Source organism: Catellatospora aurea, assembly GCF_042663325.1.
Taxonomy (GTDB): Bacteria; Actinomycetota; Actinomycetes; order Mycobacteriales; family Micromonosporaceae; genus Catellatospora; species Catellatospora aurea.
Window position 1 is genome coordinate 1 of the sequence record NZ_JBHTAC010000020.1, and the last position, 16,038, is coordinate 16,038.

Annotated in this window: 15 protein-coding genes and 1 tRNA gene; 2 read left to right on the plus strand and 14 right to left on the minus strand. The window is 69.6% G+C overall.

The window, feature by feature from the left end; genetic code table 11:
* Positions 1-179 precede the first annotated feature (179 nt).
* The 12 genes from ACFQO7_RS20225 to ACFQO7_RS20280 all read right to left on the minus strand — a co-directional run bounded on the left by ACFQO7_RS20225 (position 180) and on the right by ACFQO7_RS20280 (position 13,492).
* Positions 180-686: a gluconokinase gene (locus ACFQO7_RS20225; RefSeq protein WP_376807795.1), complete on the minus strand. Its 507-nt coding sequence runs from the start codon at positions 684-686 to the stop codon at positions 180-182.
* A gap of 97 nt (positions 687-783) precedes the next feature.
* Entirely contained in the window at positions 784-3,450 is a 2,667-nt protein-coding gene (gene polA / locus ACFQO7_RS20230) for a DNA polymerase I (RefSeq protein ID WP_376807796.1), read from the minus strand.
* A gap of 154 nt (positions 3,451-3,604) precedes the next feature.
* Positions 3,605-4,417, minus strand: coding sequence for an amino acid ABC transporter ATP-binding protein (locus ACFQO7_RS20235; RefSeq protein ID WP_376807797.1), 813 nt, complete (start codon positions 4,415-4,417; stop codon positions 3,605-3,607).
* Between the two features lie 37 nt (positions 4,418-4,454).
* A complete protein-coding gene (locus tag ACFQO7_RS20240) occupies positions 4,455-5,432 on the minus strand; it encodes an amino acid ABC transporter permease (RefSeq protein ID WP_376807798.1) in 978 nt (325 codons plus the stop codon).
* A 3-nt stretch (positions 5,433-5,435) separates the two neighbouring features.
* Positions 5,436-6,323, minus strand: coding sequence for an ABC transporter substrate-binding protein (locus tag ACFQO7_RS20245; protein ID WP_376807799.1), 888 nt, complete (start codon positions 6,321-6,323; stop codon positions 5,436-5,438).
* A 235-nt stretch (positions 6,324-6,558) separates the two neighbouring features.
* Positions 6,559-7,269 carry an ABC transporter ATP-binding protein gene (locus ACFQO7_RS20250; protein WP_360529348.1) on the minus strand — a complete coding sequence of 237 codons (711 nt, stop codon included), beginning with the start codon at positions 7,267-7,269 and terminating at the stop codon, positions 6,559-6,561.
* Complete coding sequence (locus ACFQO7_RS20255) at positions 7,259-8,038, minus strand: ABC transporter ATP-binding protein (RefSeq protein ID WP_376807800.1); 780 nt, start codon at positions 8,036-8,038, stop codon at positions 7,259-7,261. The genes ACFQO7_RS20250 and ACFQO7_RS20255 overlap by 11 nt, the downstream gene beginning before the upstream one ends.
* A complete protein-coding gene (locus ACFQO7_RS20260) occupies positions 8,031-9,233 on the minus strand; it encodes a branched-chain amino acid ABC transporter permease (RefSeq protein WP_376807801.1) in 1,203 nt (400 codons plus the stop codon). Before ACFQO7_RS20260 ends, ACFQO7_RS20255 begins: the two co-directional genes overlap by 8 nt.
* Entirely contained in the window at positions 9,230-10,180 is a 951-nt protein-coding gene (locus ACFQO7_RS20265) for a branched-chain amino acid ABC transporter permease (protein WP_376807802.1), read from the minus strand. The genes ACFQO7_RS20260 and ACFQO7_RS20265 overlap by 4 nt, the downstream gene beginning before the upstream one ends.
* Before the next feature lie 101 nt (positions 10,181-10,281).
* The gene (locus ACFQO7_RS20270; RefSeq protein WP_376807803.1) at positions 10,282-11,445 is read right to left on the minus strand and encodes a branched-chain amino acid ABC transporter substrate-binding protein; all 1,164 of its coding nucleotides are present in this window, start codon (positions 11,443-11,445) and stop codon (positions 10,282-10,284) included.
* Between the two features lie 200 nt (positions 11,446-11,645).
* Positions 11,646-12,815, minus strand: a complete 1,170-nt coding sequence (locus ACFQO7_RS20275) for a hypothetical protein (protein WP_376807804.1) — start codon at positions 12,813-12,815, stop codon at positions 11,646-11,648.
* A gap of 65 nt (positions 12,816-12,880) precedes the next feature.
* Positions 12,881-13,492: an ANTAR domain-containing response regulator gene (locus ACFQO7_RS20280; RefSeq protein WP_155374664.1), complete on the minus strand. Its 612-nt coding sequence runs from the start codon at positions 13,490-13,492 to the stop codon at positions 12,881-12,883.
* A gap of 74 nt (positions 13,493-13,566) precedes the next feature.
* Between ACFQO7_RS20280 and ACFQO7_RS20285 the strand changes: the two genes are divergently transcribed.
* A tRNA-Leu gene (locus ACFQO7_RS20285) sits at positions 13,567-13,653 on the plus strand.
* 30 nt (positions 13,654-13,683) lie between these two features.
* Positions 13,684-14,427, plus strand: coding sequence for a transcriptional regulator (locus ACFQO7_RS20290; RefSeq protein ID WP_376807805.1), 744 nt, complete (start codon positions 13,684-13,686; stop codon positions 14,425-14,427).
* Positions 14,428-14,558: 131 nt separating this feature from the next.
* Here the strand turns inward: ACFQO7_RS20290 and ACFQO7_RS20295 are convergent, their stop codons facing one another.
* Positions 14,559-15,461, minus strand: a complete 903-nt coding sequence (locus ACFQO7_RS20295) for a sulfite exporter TauE/SafE family protein (protein ID WP_376807806.1) — start codon at positions 15,459-15,461, stop codon at positions 14,559-14,561.
* A 116-nt stretch (positions 15,462-15,577) separates the two neighbouring features.
* Positions 15,578-16,015, minus strand: a complete 438-nt coding sequence (locus ACFQO7_RS20300; RefSeq protein ID WP_360529372.1) for an RrF2 family transcriptional regulator — start codon at positions 16,013-16,015, stop codon at positions 15,578-15,580.
* Positions 16,016-16,038: the final 23 nt, after the last annotated feature.

Genomic DNA, 16,038 nt, shown 5'->3' on the forward strand with positions numbered 1-16,038 from the left:
CACGCACGGTTTTCACCCGTGAACGGGCCGCCATTCAGGCGAAGGGACTAACCCCGCAACCCGGCCCCTCGCCGCGTTGATCATGAACTTGTGGCACGGTTCGACGGCGTGTCGTGTCCACAACTTCATGATCAACGCGGGGGGCCGACGGCGCGGGGCGGCTTCGGGAGGCGGGCGGGTCAGGCTCGGGACAGGGCCGCCCTGGCCTGGTCGAGGATCTCCTCGGGGGTCAGGGTGATCGGTACGACGATCGCGCCCTCGTCCGCGCCCGGGGGTTCGAGGTCGGCGAGTTGCGAGTCGAGCAGGCGCGGGTTGAAGAAGTGCCCGGGGCGGTGCGACAGCCGCGACGCCAGCAGTTCGCGCGAGCCGTCCAGGTACACCACGGCCAGGCCGGGGGCGGCTTCGCGCAGCAGGTCGCGGTAGGAGCGTTTGAGCGCGGAGCAGGCCAGCACCGCGGGCACGCCCTCGTCCTGCTGCCGGGCCAACCATTCGGCACACAGCCGCAGCCACGGCGCGCGGTCCTCGTCGGTCAGCGGGATGCCGGCGGACATCTTCATCACGTTGGCCTGCGGGTGCAGGTCGTCGCCGTCGGCGAAGACGGCGCCGAGGCGCTTGGCCAGCTGCGTGCCGACGGTCGTCTTGCCGCTGCCGGAGACTCCCATGACGAGTACGGTCGAAGCGCTCACGATCGTGACCCTAGCTCAGCACGCCACGCCACGAACCTCGCATCGCCGCCGTCCCAGGTGGCGGGGCCGGTCAGCCCGGCCCCGCGAACCGGGACGATCAGTGATCGGCCTCGTTCCAGTCGTGGCCCGCGCCCACGGAGACCTCCAGCGGCACGGACAAGTCGACCGCGCCGCCCATCTCCCGGCGGACCAGCGCCTCCAGCGAGGCCCGCTCGCCCGCGGCGACCTCGAACACCAGCTCGTCGTGGACCTGCAGCAGCATCCGCGAGGCCAGGCCCTCGGCCCGCAGCGCCTTGTCGACCCGGAGCATCGCCAGCTTGATGACGTCGGCCGCCGAACCCTGGATCGGGGCGTTGAGCGCCATGCGCTCGGCCATCTCGCGCCGCTGCCGGTTGTCGCTGACCAGGTCGGGCAGGTAGCGGCGGCGGCCCAGGATGGTGGCCGTGTAGCCGTCCTTGCGGGCCTGGTCGACGACCGCGTGCAGGTAGTCGCGCACGCCGCCGAAGCGGGCGAAGTAGTCCTCCATCAGCCCGGTCGCCTCCGCGGTGGAGATGCCCAGCTGCTGCGAGAGCCCGTACGCCGACAGGCCGTACGCCAGCCCGTACGACATGGCCTTGATCCTGCGCCGCTGCTCGGCGGTGACCTCGTCGGTCGCGAAGACCTTCGACGCGACCGTGGTGTGCAGGTCCTCACCGGAGGCGAAGGCCTCGATCAGGCCCGCGTCCTGCGACAGGTGCGCCATGATGCGCATCTCGATCTGGCTGTAGTCGGCCGTCAGCAGCGACTCGTAGCCGGGGCCGACCACGAAGGCGCGGCGGATGCGTCGGCCCTCCTCGGTGCGGATCGGCACGTTCTGCAGGTTAGGGTCGGTGCTGGACAGCCGGCCGGTGGCCGCCACGGTCTGGAAGAACGTGGTGTGGATGCGGCCGTCGTCGCTGACCGACTTGAGCAGGCCGTCCACGGTCGACTTGAGCTTCGCCACGTCGCGGTGGCGCAGCAGGTGCTCCAGCACCGGGTGCCCGGTCTGCGCGAACAGCCACTGCAACGCGTCGGCGTCGGTGGTGTACCCCGTCTTGATCTTCTTGGTCTTGGGCAGGTTCAGCTCGCCGAACAGGATCTCCTGCAGCTGCTTGGGCGAGCCGAGGTTGAACTCGCGGCCCACGTCGCCGTACGCGGCCTGCGCCGCCGCCTTCACCTCGCCCGCGAACTGGGCCTCCAGCTCGGTCAGGTAGTCGGTGTCGGCGGCGATGCCGATCCGCTCCATCGCGGCCAGCACCGGCACCAGCGGCAGCTCGACGTCGGCCAGCAGCCGGTCGCCGTCGCCGCGGTCCAGCTCGCCGCCCAGCGCGTCGACCAGGTCGAGGGTCGCGCGGGCGCGCAGCATCAGCGCCTCCTCGGCGGCGCGGTCGGGGGTGCCGTCGCCGAAGTCCAGCGCCAGCTGGCCGCTGTCGTTGGCCTCCGCCCGCAGCTCCCGGTGCAGGTAGCGCACCGCCAGGTCGGCCAGGTCGTAGGAGCGCTGGTCGGGACGGGCCAGGTAGGCCGCGAGCGCGGTGTCGTGGGTCAGCCCGTTCAGCTGCCAGCCGCGCGCCTGCAGGGCCAGCAGCGCCGGCTTCGCGTCGTGCAGCACCTTGGGCCGGGCCGGGTCGGCCAGCCAGGCCGCCAGTGCCGCGTCGTCGGCTGCCTCCAGGTCGGTCGGGTCGACCCAGACCGCGGCGTGGTCGGCGGCCAGCGCCAGCCCGGTCAGCGTGCCGGTGCCCCGGCCGAACGTGCCGCTGACCGCGAGCCCTACCGGCCCGGTCGCCTGCTCGGCGAGCCACGCGGCCAGCGCGCCGGGCTCGGTGAGCACCGTGCCGTCGATCTCGAAGCCCGCGTCGGCCTCCGGCTCGGCGGTGTCGAGGTACTGGTACAGCCGCTCGCGCAGCACCCGGAACTGCAGCGTGTCGAAGACCTGGTGCACGGCCTCGCGGTCCCAGGTGGTCCAGTGCGAGGACGGGACGTCCAGCGGCAGGTCGAGGTCGTCGCGCAGCTCGTTGATCTGGTGGTTGCGCATCACGCCGGCCAGGTGCTCGCGCAGGCTCTCGCCCGCCTTGCCCTTGATCTCGTCGACCCGGGCGATGACGCCGTCGAGGCCGTCGTACTGGTTGATCCACTTGGCGGCGGTCTTCGGGCCCACGCCCGGCACGCCGGGCAGGTTGTCGCTGGACTCGCCGACCAGCGCGGCCAGGTCGCGGTAGCGCTCCGGGCCGACGCCGTACTTCTCCAGCACCGCCGCCGGGTCCATGCGGGCCAGGTCGGACACGCCCTTGCGCGGGTACAGCACCGTGACGTCCTTGGTGACCAGCTGGAACGCGTCGCGGTCACCGGTGCAGATCAGCACCCGCATGCCGGCCTCGCGGCCCTGCCGGGCGAGCGTGGCGATGATGTCGTCGGCCTCGTAACCGGCCAGCTGCACATGCTTGACCTGCAGCGCGTCCAGCACCTCCTGGACGAGGCTGACCTGGCCCTTGAAGTCGGTCGGGGTCTCCGAGCGGCCGGCCTTGTACTCCGCGTACTGCTCGGTGCGGAAGGACTGGCGGGACACGTCGAACGCGACGGCGATGTGCGTGGGCTTCTCGTCGCGCAGCACGTTGATCAGCATCGAGGTGAAGCCGTACACGGCGTTGGTGGGCTGCCCCGTCGAGGTCGCGAAGTTCTCCACGGGCAGCGCGAAGAACGCCCGGTAAGCCAGCGAATGCCCATCAAGCAGCAGCAGCGTCTCAGTCACCCGAAGAGCTTATGCCCTCCCCCCGACGCCCTCCCCTCGCGCCGCCGCGCCCACCCGCCGCGACCCGGCGCCCCGCACGCATTGATCATGAAGTTGTGGCCACGACACGCCGTCGAACCGTGCCATAGGTTCATGATCAACGCGCGCGGGAGGGTCACAGGACCTTGCTGAGGAAGTCGCGGGTGCGGGGGTGTTGGGGGTTGGACAGCACCTCGCGGGGGGCGCCGGATTCGACGACGACGCCGCCGTCCATGAAGATGAGCTGGTCGCCGACCTCGCGGGCGAAGCCGATCTCGTGGGTGACCACGACCATGGTCATGCCGGAGCGGGCCAGGTCCTTCATCGCGTCGAGGACGTCGCCGACCAGCTCGGGGTCCAGGGCGCTGGTGGGCTCGTCGAACAGCATCAGCTTCGGGTCCATGGCCAGGGCGCGGGCGATGGCGACGCGCTGCTGCTGGCCGCCGGACAGCTGCGACGGGTAGTTCAGGGCCTTGTCGGCCAGGCCGACCCGGTCGAGCAGTTCCATGCCGCGGCGGCGCGCGTCGGCCTTGCCCTGCCCCTTGACCATCGTCGGGGCCTCGATCACGTTCTCCAGCGCGCACATGTGCGGGAACAGGTTGAACCGCTGGAACACCATGCCGATCTCGCGGCGCTGCGCGGCGACGGCCTTGTCGTGCAGCTCGTGCAGCTTGTCGCCCTTCTGCTGGTAGCCGACGAGCCTGCCGTCGACCCAGATCCGCCCGGCGTCGATCTTCTCCAGGTGGTTGATGCAGCGCAGGAACGTCGACTTGCCCGAACCGGACGGGCCCAGCACCACGCACACGTTGCCGCGCGGCACCGTCACGTCGATCCCGCGCAGCACCTTGACGCTCCCGAACGACTTGTGCACGTTCTCCGTACGCACCATCGGCTCGGCACCGGCAGGCTCCTCGGGCGCGCGGTGGCGGGCGGGCTGCTCCGACGTCATGCCGCGGCCTCGCTGTGCTCGACTGCTCGGATATGGCTCACGGCACCTCCGGGTTCGCCCCGTGCTCGGCGGCCAGGCCTTCGAGCTTCATCTTCGCCTTCGCCGTGCGGCCGTACCCGCGCGAGAAGCGCTTCTCCAGGAAGTATTGCCCCACCAGCAGGATGCTGACCAGGAACAGGTACCAGATGATCGCCGCGACGAGCATCGGGAACACCTGGAAGGTCCGGTTGCCGATCGCGGACAGCTGGAAGAACAGCTCGCGGATGACCGGCACCGCGATGAGCAGCGAGGTGTCCTTCAGCATCGCGATCGTCTCGTTGCCGGTCGGCGGGATGATCACACGCATCGCCTGCGGCAGCACGATGCGCCGCAGCGCCTGGCCGCGGCTCATGCCCAGCGCCGTGGCGGCCTCGTCCTGCCCCGGGTCGACCGACAGCATGCCGGCCCGCACGATCTCGGCCATGTACGCCGCCTCCGACAGCGCCAGGCCCAGCACACCGACCCAGAAGCCGACGAGCAGCTCGCGGGTCTCGATGCCGAACGGCCGCCAGTGCGCGTTCTCGATGCCGAACAGCTGGCCGAGATAGGTGTCGAACGGGATGCCGAACTCCAGCCGGGGCCAGAGGATGCCCAGGTTGCCCATGACGATGAGCAGCACGTACCGGGGCACGGCGCGGAAGAACCAGGTGTACACCCAGGACACGCCGCGCAGGATCGGGTTGTCCGACAGCCGCGCGACCGCGACCACGATGCCCAGCAGCACACCGATGATCATCGCCAGGATCGTGATCGCGACGGTGCCGAACAGGCCCTGGATCACCGGCGGCGTGAACATGTTCTGGAACATGAACGGCCAGTTGAAGGCCTTGTTCGTGACCAGCAGGTGCACGAACATCGCCGCCAGCACCGCGATCACGGCGATCGCGACCCACCGCCCCGGGTGCCGGACCGGAACGGCCTTGATCGGTTCGGCCTCCCGCGGCACCGGGCTCGCCGACGTGTCCGGGGCGGTCATGGCTTACGGGTTGATCTGCGCGCTGGGCACGGCGCCCGCCTGCACGCCCCAGTTGCCGAGGATCTTCTCGTACGTCCCGTTCTTGATCAGCTCGTCGACCGCGCCCTGCAGCGCCTTGGCGAACTCGGCCTGGTTGTTGCTGACCACGTAGCCGTACGGGGCCGAGTCGTAGATGCCGCCGAGCAGTTCGAGCTGGCCGTTGGACTGCTTGACGGCGTACGCCGCGACCGGCGAGTCGGCGAGCATGGCGTCGTCCTTGCCGGACACCACCGAGCTGGCGACCTGGTCCTGGCCCGCGTACGGCTGGATGGTCACGGCGGGCTTGCCCGCGGCGACGCACGCCTCGGAGCGTTTGGTGATGTCCTCGAACTGGACCGTGTCCTTCTGCACCGCGATGCGCTTGCCGCACGGGTCGTCCGGGTTGATCCCGGCCGGGTTGCCGGTCTTGGTCGCCCACTGGGTGCCGGCGCTGAAGTAGGTCACCATCTGCGCCTGCTTCTTGCGCTCGTCGTTGACCGTGAACGAGGAGACGCCGACCTCGTACTTGCCGGATCCGACGCCCGGGATGATGTCGCCGAAGGTGGCCGGCTGGAACTCGGCGGTCAGCCCGAGGGTCTGCGCGACGGCCTTGAACAGGTCGACGTCGAAGCCGACCACGGTGGAGCCGTCGGGGGCGAGGAACTCGTTCGGTGCGTACGTCGCGTCGACGCCTACCAGGATCTTCCCGTCGGACTTGATCGCGTCGGGCACCATCGCCGCCAGGGTCGGATTCACCGACACGCTCGGCGCGGCACTCGGGGACCCGGCCGGCTCACCACCGCCGCCACACCCGCCCGCGGCCAGCGCGATCGCGAACGCCCCGACCGGAATCAGCCTCTTGAGCACATCCATCCCCTTTGCGCACCGTGTGATGATTCACGGTAACGCAAAGTACGTGCACTACTGCCCCAAACCCTCACCAACGCCGCCGTTCACGAAGATCGCGACTATTTTGCGCGAACTGTTGCCCTTTCGCGGCTTTCGCCCGTGTCGCACCCACAGTTCTAGCAAGATCGCCCGCAAAGGGGGCGGCCCCGGTCGCGGACCTGGTGGGGTCCGCGGCCGGGGCCGCCGGGGTGAAGCGGGGTCAGGCGACGCCGAGGTAGGCGGCCTTGACGGCCGGGTCGTGGAGCAGGTCCGCGCCCGTGCCTTCCTTGACGATGTTGCCGGTCTCCAGGACGTAGGCCCGGTGGGCCCGGGAGAGGGCCTGCTGGGCGTTCTGCTCGACCAGCAGCACCGTGGTGCCCTGCTGGTTGATCTCCGTGATGATCGTGAAGATCTGCTGGATGATCATCGGGGCGAGGCCCATCGACGGCTCGTCGAGCAGGAGCAGCTTCGGGCGGGCCATCAGCGCGCGGCCCACGGCGAGCATCTGCTGCTCACCGCCGGACAGCGTGCCACCGGCCTGCTTACGCCGCTCCAATAGGCGCGGGAACAGGCCGAAGACCCGCTCCATGTCCTTCGCGATCTCCGCGTGGTCGCGCCGGATGTACGCGCCCATCTCCAGGTTCTCCTGCACCGTCATACCCGGGAACACGCCCCGGCCCTCCGGTGCCTGGCAGATGCCGCGGGCCACCCGCAGGTCCGCCCGAACCTTGCTGATGTCCTCGCCGTTGAAGCGGATCGCGCCCCGCGAGACCGCGCGCAGGCCCGAGATGGCCCGCATGATCGTCGACTTGCCGGCGCCGTTGGCGCCGATCAGCGCGACGACCTCGCCCTCGTTGACGTGCAGGCTGATGCCGTGCAGCGCCTGGATCCGCCCGTAGTGCAGCGTGATGTCATCGATCTCAAGCAGCATCGGGAACTCCCAGGTACGCCGCGACCACCTTCGGGTTGTCCCGCACTTCCTCGGGAGTACCCTCAGCGATCTTCCTGCCGAACTCGAGCACGACGATCCGGTCCGTCACACCCATGACCAGCCGCATGTCGTGCTCGATGAGCAGCACGGTCACGCCCGAGTCGCGGATCTTCTTGATCAGCTCGAGCAGCGCCACCTTCTCCGCCGGGTTGAAGCCGGCGGCCGGCTCGTCCAGGCACAGCAGCGCGGGGTTGGTGGCCAGCGCGCGGGCGATCTCCAGCCGCCGCTGGTCACCGTAGGACAGGTTGCGCGCCAGGTCGTCGCTGCGACCCGTGATGCCCACGAATTCGAGCAGCTCCAGCGCCCGCGCCTTGCTCTGGCGCTCCTCGCGCCAGTGCTTGGGCAGCCGCAGCAGCGCCGTCGGCACGCTGGTGGTGTTGTGCGCGTCCGCGCCCACCAGGACGTTCTCCAGCGCCGTCATCTCCGGGAAGAGACGGATGTTCTGGAACGTCCGGGCCATGCCCATCTTCGTGATCTTGTTGCGCTTCTTGCCGCTGACCTGCTCGCCCTTGAACCGGATCTGGCCCTCGGTCGGCAGGTAGACGCCCGTCATCGCGTTGAAGCAGGTGGTCTTGCCGGCGCCGTTCGGGCCGATCAGGCCCAGGATCTCACCCTCGTAGAGGGTGAAGTCGACCTGGTTCAGCGCCACCACGCCACCGAAGCGCAGCGTGACGTTGTCGACCTCCAGCAGAGCTTTACGCTCACTCAACGGGGGCCACCTCCTTCTGCCGGTCCTTGAGCTCCGCCGCGCGGCGGCGGTTGGGCCACAGGCCCTGGGGGCGGTAGATCATCACGACGATGAGCAGCGCGCCGAAGATGACGAACCGCAGCGACGTCGGGCTGACGTCGATATGGATGCCGCCCACCGTGATCTGCGTCGGCCAGCCGAACACGTCACCGACCGAGCGCAGCCACTCCGGCAGGTAGATGACGATGAAGCCGCCCAGGATCGCGCCGCCGATGCTGCCCGCGCCGCCCAGCAGCACCGCCGCCAGCACCAGGATCGAGTTCTCCAGGCTGAACGTCGCCGAGTTGACGAAGTTCGCCTGACCCGCCCACAGCGAACCGGACAGGCCGCCGATCGCCGCACCGATCGCGAACGCCCACAGCTTGAACTTGAACGTCGGCACGCCCATCAGCTCGGCCGCGTCCTCGTCCTCGCGGATGGCCACCCACGCCCGGCCCACCCGGCTGTTGGCCAGGTTCCGGATCAGGAAGATGACCGCGATGATCACCGTCAGCACGAGCCAGTAGTACGGCGCGAAGTCCAGCTCGAAGATCGGCTCGCCGTCGGGCCAGGTGCCCGGCGGGTGCCCGACGCTCGGGATGCCCCGGTCGCCGTTGAGGATCCAGTCCTGGTTCTTCGCCACGATCCGGATGATCTCGGCGAAGCCCAGCGTCACGATCGCCAGGTAGTCACCGCGCAACCGCAGCGTCGGCCAGCCCAGCAGCACACCCGACAGCATCGCCAGCGCGATCGCGATCGGCACCGTCACCAGCCACGGCCACGGGCTCTCCAGCCAGTTGTACTCCGTGATCAGCTTGCTCTCCGGCGACGTCAGCAGCGCCACCGTGTAGGCGCCGACGGCGAAGAAGCCGAAGAAGCCCAGGTCGAGCAGACCGGCATAACCGAGCACCACGTTCAGGCCCAGCGCCAGCAGGATGTAGTAACCGCACTGGAACAGCACGCCGGCCATGTCCGAGCCGGTGGTGTAGAACGGCAGGTAGCCGCTGCCCATCGGGATCGGGAAGCCCAGGTTCTCGTAGAACGCCTTCGTCGGCAGCAGGTACAGCAGCACCACGAAGACCACCATCGCGGCGATCCGCGCCGGCGCGGGCAGATCCTGGAAGCGGTCCCGCAGGTTCAGCTTCCAGCGCTGCTTCTTGACAGTCTCGGTCGTCATGCGCGGGCCCTCCCCAGCGATTCTCCCAGCAGACCGGTGGGGCGGAACATCAGCAGGACGAGCAGCACCACGAACGCGATGACGTTGGTCCAGTTCGAGCCGAACAGCGCCGCGCCATAGGACTCCACGAGGCCCAGCAGCAGACCGCCGACCAGCGCACCGCGCAGGTTGCCGATACCGCCGAGCACCGCGGCGGAGAACGCCTTCAGACCGATCAGGAAGCCCACGTTGAACCGCGTGTTGCCCTGCTTCATGCTGTAGAACACCGCGGCGACGCCGGCCAGCAGGCCGCCGAGCAGGAACACGAGCGCGATGACGCGGCCCTTGTTCACGCCCATCAGGGCGGCGGTGTCGGCGTCCTGCGCGACGGCGCGGATACCGCGGCCGAAGCGGGTCTTGGACACGAACCAGTCGAGGCCGAACATCACGGCGAGCGCGACGACGAAGGTCATCAGCTGCAGCGGGTAGACGGTCCAGCCACCGGCGGAGAACAGGGGCTCACCCGGCAGCAGACCGGGAATGCCCTGCTGGCGGCGCTCGGTGAAAGCGCCCATCAGCTCGGCCAGCACGAACGAGGCGCCGATGGCGCTGATCAGGAAGACGAGGGGTGGGGCGTTGCGCTTACGCAGTGGCCGGTAGGCCACCGCCTCGACCACCATCGCCACACCGCCGGAGAACAGTGAGGCGACCACCAGTGAGACGAGGATCAGCAACAGGGCGGTGCCCAGGTCCGGGCGGGTCGAGTTGCTGTCGTAGCCCATCAGTCCCCAGGTCCACAGCGCGGCGAAGGTGCCGAACATGAAGACCTCGGAGTGAGCGAAGTTGATCAGGCGCAGGACGCCGTAGACCAGGGTGTATCCGAGCGCCACCAGCGCGTAGATCGACCCTTGGGCCAATCCGGTGGTGGTCAGATCAGGGAAACCCTGGATCAGGTCATCGAAATTCACGGGGGCTCCCGAAAGGGTTCTGAAAAGCCGGGTGCGGCCGGAAGGGGGAACCTCCGGCCGCACCGGGTATCAACTGCGAAACACTTGCCGATCGGGAATGATCAGCTCTTCGGGAGCTGCTGCGGGTTCGCCCACGCGCCATCCTTGGCGACGAACGCCCAGATCGAGACCTGCGCCGGGTCCAGCTCGCCGTTGGCCTCCCACTTGTAGGTCACACCGGTGGCGGTGCCGACCCCGTTGTAGGTGCCCAGGAACGCCTGCATGTCGGCGCGCGTGGTCTTGCCGGCCTTGAAGCCCTCGAGGAAGATCTTCGTCAGGTCGTACGCGACGTCGGCGTACACGCCCGGGTCGGTGCCGAACTTGGCCTTGAAGTCGGCAACGAAGTTGCCCTTGGCCGCGGTGGCCGGGCCACACGGGCAGGTCACGACCGCGCCCTCGACGTCAGCCTTGCCGGTCACGCTCAGCATGTTGGCGTCGTAGAGGCCGTCGCCACCGATGAAGGTGCCCTTGAAGCCGCCGGCACGCAGCTGCTTCAGGAACGGGGCCGCCTCCGGGGTGTAACCACCGTAGAAGACGGCGGTCGCGCCGCTGTTCTTGACGGCCGTCACGACCGGGCCGAACTCGACCTGCTTCTCGGTGACCTTGTTCTTGCCGACGACGGCGGCGCCGAGGATCTTCTCGACCTCGTCGCGCAGGCCGGTGCCGTACGCGGACTGGTCGTCGACGAGGTAGACCTTCTCCGCCTTGGCGACGTCCTTCAGGTAGCGGCCGATGGCCGGGCCCTGCGACAGGTCGTTGCCCACGCCGCGGTGGAAGATCTTCCAGCCCTTGCCGCTCAGGCTCGGCCGGGTGGCCGACTGGGTGATGATCGGCAGACCGGCCTTGTCGAAGATCGGGTTGGCGACCTCGGACTCACCCGAGAACGCCGGGCCGACGACACCGATGATCTTCTCGTCCGCGACGGCGGCGGTGGCCAGCGGGGCGGCCTTGTCGCCGGAGCCCTGCGAGTCGAACGGCACCAGGGTGACGTTCGCGCCCGGGTTGGCGGCGTTGTACTCGGCGATCGCGAGCTCCGCGCCGTTCTTGCCCGGGGTCACGAGACCAGCGGCGTCACCGGTGAGGGCGCCGAAGAAACCGATCTTCAGACCAGAGACCGTCGAGCCACCAGGCGTCGTCGGCTCTTCCTTCTTGCATGCGGCGGCGCCACCGGCGACGAGCGCCAGAATGGCGACGCCTCCGAGCACCCGCGCGAGTCGTTGCCTCAAGGCTAGAACCCTCCTCCATCCGAGATCCGGACCCGTCGCCGCGACTGTGCGGGCAGCAGGACCGGAACAGATCGTGAACCACGATCTGGCCAGGGACGTTATCCCACTCACACCCGGATCGGTAAGACCTCGCCTAAGGGTTGACCCAACCGTTACGTGAGCAGCGCCATTCGGGCGTACCCCCCGGTGACCTGCGAGTATCATGCATGCTTCGGCGGCAGGTCCATGATCCACACGTGTGCCCCGGAACCGTCGTCACCCAACGCCAGAACCCGCCGGCCCGACCCGGCGACACCCGCCGCGGTCACCCCGATCGCCGGCAGCGGACCCGGCGCGGCCACCGCCACCCAGCCCTGATCGGGTGACATGAGCCACAACCGGTACATCTCGCCATCCGAGACGGCCGCCAGCAGGCCCCCGTCCGTCACCGCCAGCCCGGCCACCCACGCCACCGGCCCCGGCCTCGTCGAACCGAACACGCCGGCATCCGCCCACGCACCGTCGGCCAGCCGCCACGCCCCGAACCGCGCCCCGCGCAACCCCACCGCGTACGGCGTGCCCGCCACCACGGCCACCCGGTCGAACTGCTCGTAATCCGGCGACACCGGCGCGGGCAGGCGCGTCCAGCGCTCGCCGTCCGGCGAGGTCCACGCCAGCGCGTCGCGGTCGAGGCGGTCCGCGGGGCTCAGCGCCCCCACCATCAGCCAGCCGCCGGGCACCGCCGTCACGTCGTACGCCATCGTCTCGCCGCGGGCGTCGCGCGCCAGCTCCGGCACGCCCTCGCGGAGGCCGAACTCCGTCGCGTCCGGCGACAGCCACACCGCCGCCCCCGCCAGCCGGTTCCCCGCGATCGCCCAGCCCCGCGGGCCACCCGCGAGCCGGGACACGTTCACCGCGTCCGGGCCCCCGTACAGCTGGAATCCGGCGATCACCTCGTGCAGCCGGCCGTCCGGGCCGCCGTACCACTGGGTGACCCGGGGGTTGCCGTGCCCTCCCCCGCTGCGCGCACCCAGCATGGCGATCCGGTCGCCACGGCAGCCCAGCGCGTAGATCACGGCCCGCTTGCCGTAATAGGTGGTCCCGAGAAACGTGAGCGATCGCCAGTTCTCGCCATCGGTGCTGGTCCACGCCACCGGCCGAGTCATCCCCTCCGAGTCGGCGACCGCGCCTGCCAGATACCAGCGGTCGCCGCAGACCGTCGCGTCCCGCAGCACCAGGCGGCCCGTCGGACCCGGCGGCGCGGGCAGCGCCAGTTCCCGCCACTGCGGATGCAGCACGATCTCAGGCACCGGGGGCGGCGCGGCGGGTGTGCACCCGCCGACCAGAGCGACCAGGAGAGCCACCGCGACCATGCCACGACCGGACTGCATCGCCCGATCGTAAGCGCGCCGCCGCGACCGCGCAGGCCCTCGACCGCGGCGTGCGCCCCGGCCTGCTACTCGGCGGACTCCGCGGCCGCGGCCTCGACGATGATCCGCTCGGCCACCTCGCGCATCGTCAGGCGGTGGTCCATCGCGGTGCGCTGGATCCACTTGAACGCCTGCGGCTCGTTCATGCCGTACTGCGTCATCAGCGCGCCCTTGGCCCGCTCCACGGCCTTGCGGGTCTCCAGCCGGTCGTTCAGCCCGGCGACCTCGGCCTCCAGGGCCGCCACCTCGGCGAACCGGGACAGCGCGATCTCGATCGCCGGCACCAGGTCACTCTGCTGGAACGGCTTGACCAGGTAGGCCATCGCACCTGCGGCACGGGCCCGCTCGACCAGGTCACGCTGGCTGAACGCGGTCAGGATGATCACCGGGGCGATGCGCGCGCCGGCGATGCGCTCCGCGGCCGCCAGACCATCCATGATCGGCATCTTGATGTCCAGGATGCAGAGGTCGGGGTGCAGCTCCTCGGCCAGCTTCACCGCGGTCTCGCCGTCACCGGCCTCGCCGACCACGTCGTAGCCCTCCTCGCCGAGCATCTCGGCCAGGTCCAGCCTGATCAGCGCCTCATCCTCCGCGATCAGCACACGCTTACGCGCGACACCAGCCTGCTTCTCGGTCACCGGAACCACAACCCCCACACCACGAATGCCGTTTGCCTACTCGGCAGCCTAGTCGGGTACAGTGACGCAAGCTCGCCGGGATGGCGCAACAGGCTGACGCGATCGCCTCAAAAGCGATTGCCCGAAAGGGCATGCGGGTTCGAATCCCGTTCCCGGCACCACTGTCGTACAGGCGTTCGATAATCGCGGCTGTGCACCCCCTCGCCATTCGCCGTCAGGCGCAGCTCGAACATCGCAACGGATCGTCGATCAGTTCGATCGCGGTGCACCTCGACCTGCCTTACCCGACGGTGCACAGGTGGTGCCGCAACGAGGGCGCGCCGGACAGCCGCTTCACCGAAGACCGCTGCTTCCGTTGCCGCGCAACCGCACCCACCGATCAGTTGCAGTACGCATACCTGCTGGGCAGCTATCTCGGCGACGGCCATCTGGTCACCGCCGCGAAGGTCCCGGTGCTGCGGATCTCCTGCACCGCCGCCTACACCGACATCTTGGACCAGGTAGAAAGAGCGATGCTCGCCACACTGGCGAATCGGGTCCAGCGCATCCGACAAAAAGGATGCGTGAACCTACAGAGCTACTCGAAACACTGGCCATGCCTCTTCCCGCAAGCCGGCCCTGGCAAGAAACACGACCGCAAGATCGACCTCGAGCCCTGGCAGCGGGCGATCGTCCTCGACCACCCCGCAGCGTTCGTCCAAGGGCTGTTCCACTCCGACGGTTGCCGGACGATCAACCGGATCGTCAAGGCCGGCCGGACCTACGAGTATCCGCGTTACCTGTTCGCCAACGAGTCCGCCGACATCCTCGCCCTGTGCGGCTGGGCGCTGGACCTGCTCGGCGTGGCCTGGCGGCTCAACCGCCGCAACTCCCTGTCGGTGGCCCGCCGCGACGCCGTGGCCCTGCTCGACCGACACGTCGGCCCGAAGTCCTGACCACTGCTTCGACCGCCGCCGGGAAGCCCGCACCCGTCATGCGGGACGGCGAGCACTCCCCGTAGACCATCCTAGGAATCCAGTCCACAGCCCTCGACTGCGGACGGCCGAGGGCTGTGGACCGTGCGATGTCAGGCGGCGGGCACGAGCTCCGGCTCGGCGCTGACGGTGGCCTGCGCCGCGCGGGTACGCCGCCAGGCGCCCACCGCGAAGCTGACCGCCACCGCCCAGAGCACGACCACCAGCGGGTACGCGTACGGCCCGAACTCGGGTTCGACCTTGAACACTCGCAGCAGGCTGCGCGTGTTGACGAGCACGATGAGCCCGCCGACGAACGCCCCGAGCAGCTGCGCGGGCACATGCCGGACCAGCCAGGCGGCGATCGGCGCGGCGATCACGCCACCGACCAGCAGCGCGGCGACGGTCGGCAGCACGAAGCCTTCGGAGCCGAGCCCGAGCAGGAAGCCGATGCTGGCGGCCCCGGCGACGAGGAACTCGGACGTGCCGACGGAGCCGATCACCTTGCGGGGCTCCATGCTGCCGGAGGCCAGCAGGGTCGGCGTCGCGACGGGGCCCCATCCTCCCCCGCCGGTGGCGTCGATGAAGCCGGCGAACAGGCCGAGCGGAGCGAGGAAGCGGCGCGGCAGCGCGCGGGGCCGGGTGGGCCGCAGCGGGCGGGCGAACCGGATCAGCAGGTAGACGCCGAGCGCGAAGAGGATGCCGGCGGTCCACGGGATGGCGGATTCGGTGGAGATGCTGCTGAGCACGGTGGCTCCGGCGAAGGCGCCGACGGCGCCGGGCAGGGCGATGTTGCGGACGACGCGCCAGTCGACGTTGCCGAAGCGCCAGTGCGAGATGCCGGAGGCGAGGGTGGTGCCGACCTCGGCGAGGTGCACGGAGGCGGACGCGGTGGCCGGGGCGATGCCGGCGATGAGGAGCAGGGTGCTGGAGGTGACGCCGTACGCCATGCCCAGTGCTCCGTCGACGAGCTGGGCGGCGAGTCCCACCAATGCCATGACCAGCAGTTTTCGCACGGCCGTTGCCTCCTACTGATCCCAGCTTCTTGGTATTTCCGATCAGTTTAATAGGAGTAGTGGGTAAGGCAAGAGCCGGTTGTTAAGTATTGGTGAACGACGCTGTCAGGTATCCGTCAGGACGCGGCGAGCGGCAGGTGGGCGGCGACCGGCTCCGGCAGCGCGCCGGCGATGACGTGCGCGATGGTGACCTGGGTCAGGATCGCCCGCTCGGACTCCTCCACCGCAGTCCACACCTGCTGCAGCGCATGCGCCGCGCCCAGCGGGGCGTCGGGCTGCGCGGCCCGGGGTGAGCCGAGCGGCCCGTCGATCACCTCGACGACCTCGACCAGCGAGATCTGCTCGGCGGGCCGGGCCAGCCAGTATCCGCCGTCGGGCCCGCGCTGGGCGAACACGATGCCGCCCCGCCGCAGCTGCAGCAGGATGCTCTCGCAGAACTTCGGCGGGATCTCCTGCGCGCGGGCGATGCGCTCCGAGGTGACCGGGCCGTCCCCGGCCGAGGCGAGCTCGATCACCGCACGGAGCGCGTAATCGACACGAGCGGACAGTCGCATGACCCGATTATCGCCCGAACGGA

What these genes read in the sequence shown, in the direction of transcription:
- ACFQO7_RS20235 (WP_376807797.1), bottom strand. Translation starts at nt 4,417, where the DNA reads ATGACGTCGGAGCAGCCCGCCCGCCACCGCGCGCCCGAGGAGCCTGCC.
- ACFQO7_RS20240 (WP_376807798.1), bottom strand. Translation starts at nt 5,432, where the DNA reads ATGACCGCCCCGGACACGTCGGCGAGCCCGGTGCCGCGGGAGGCCGAA.
- ACFQO7_RS20245 (WP_376807799.1), bottom strand. Translation starts at nt 6,323, where the DNA reads ATGGATGTGCTCAAGAGGCTGATTCCGGTCGGGGCGTTCGCGATCGCG.
- ACFQO7_RS20250 (WP_360529348.1), bottom strand. Translation starts at nt 7,269, where the DNA reads ATGCTGCTTGAGATCGATGACATCACGCTGCACTACGGGCGGATCCAG.
- ACFQO7_RS20260 (WP_376807801.1), bottom strand. Translation starts at nt 9,233, where the DNA reads ATGACGACCGAGACTGTCAAGAAGCAGCGCTGGAAGCTGAACCTGCGG.
- ACFQO7_RS20275 (WP_376807804.1), bottom strand. Translation starts at nt 12,815, where the DNA reads ATGCAGTCCGGTCGTGGCATGGTCGCGGTGGCTCTCCTGGTCGCTCTG.
- ACFQO7_RS20300 (WP_360529372.1), bottom strand. Translation starts at nt 16,015, where the DNA reads ATGCGACTGTCCGCTCGTGTCGATTACGCGCTCCGTGCGGTGATCGAG.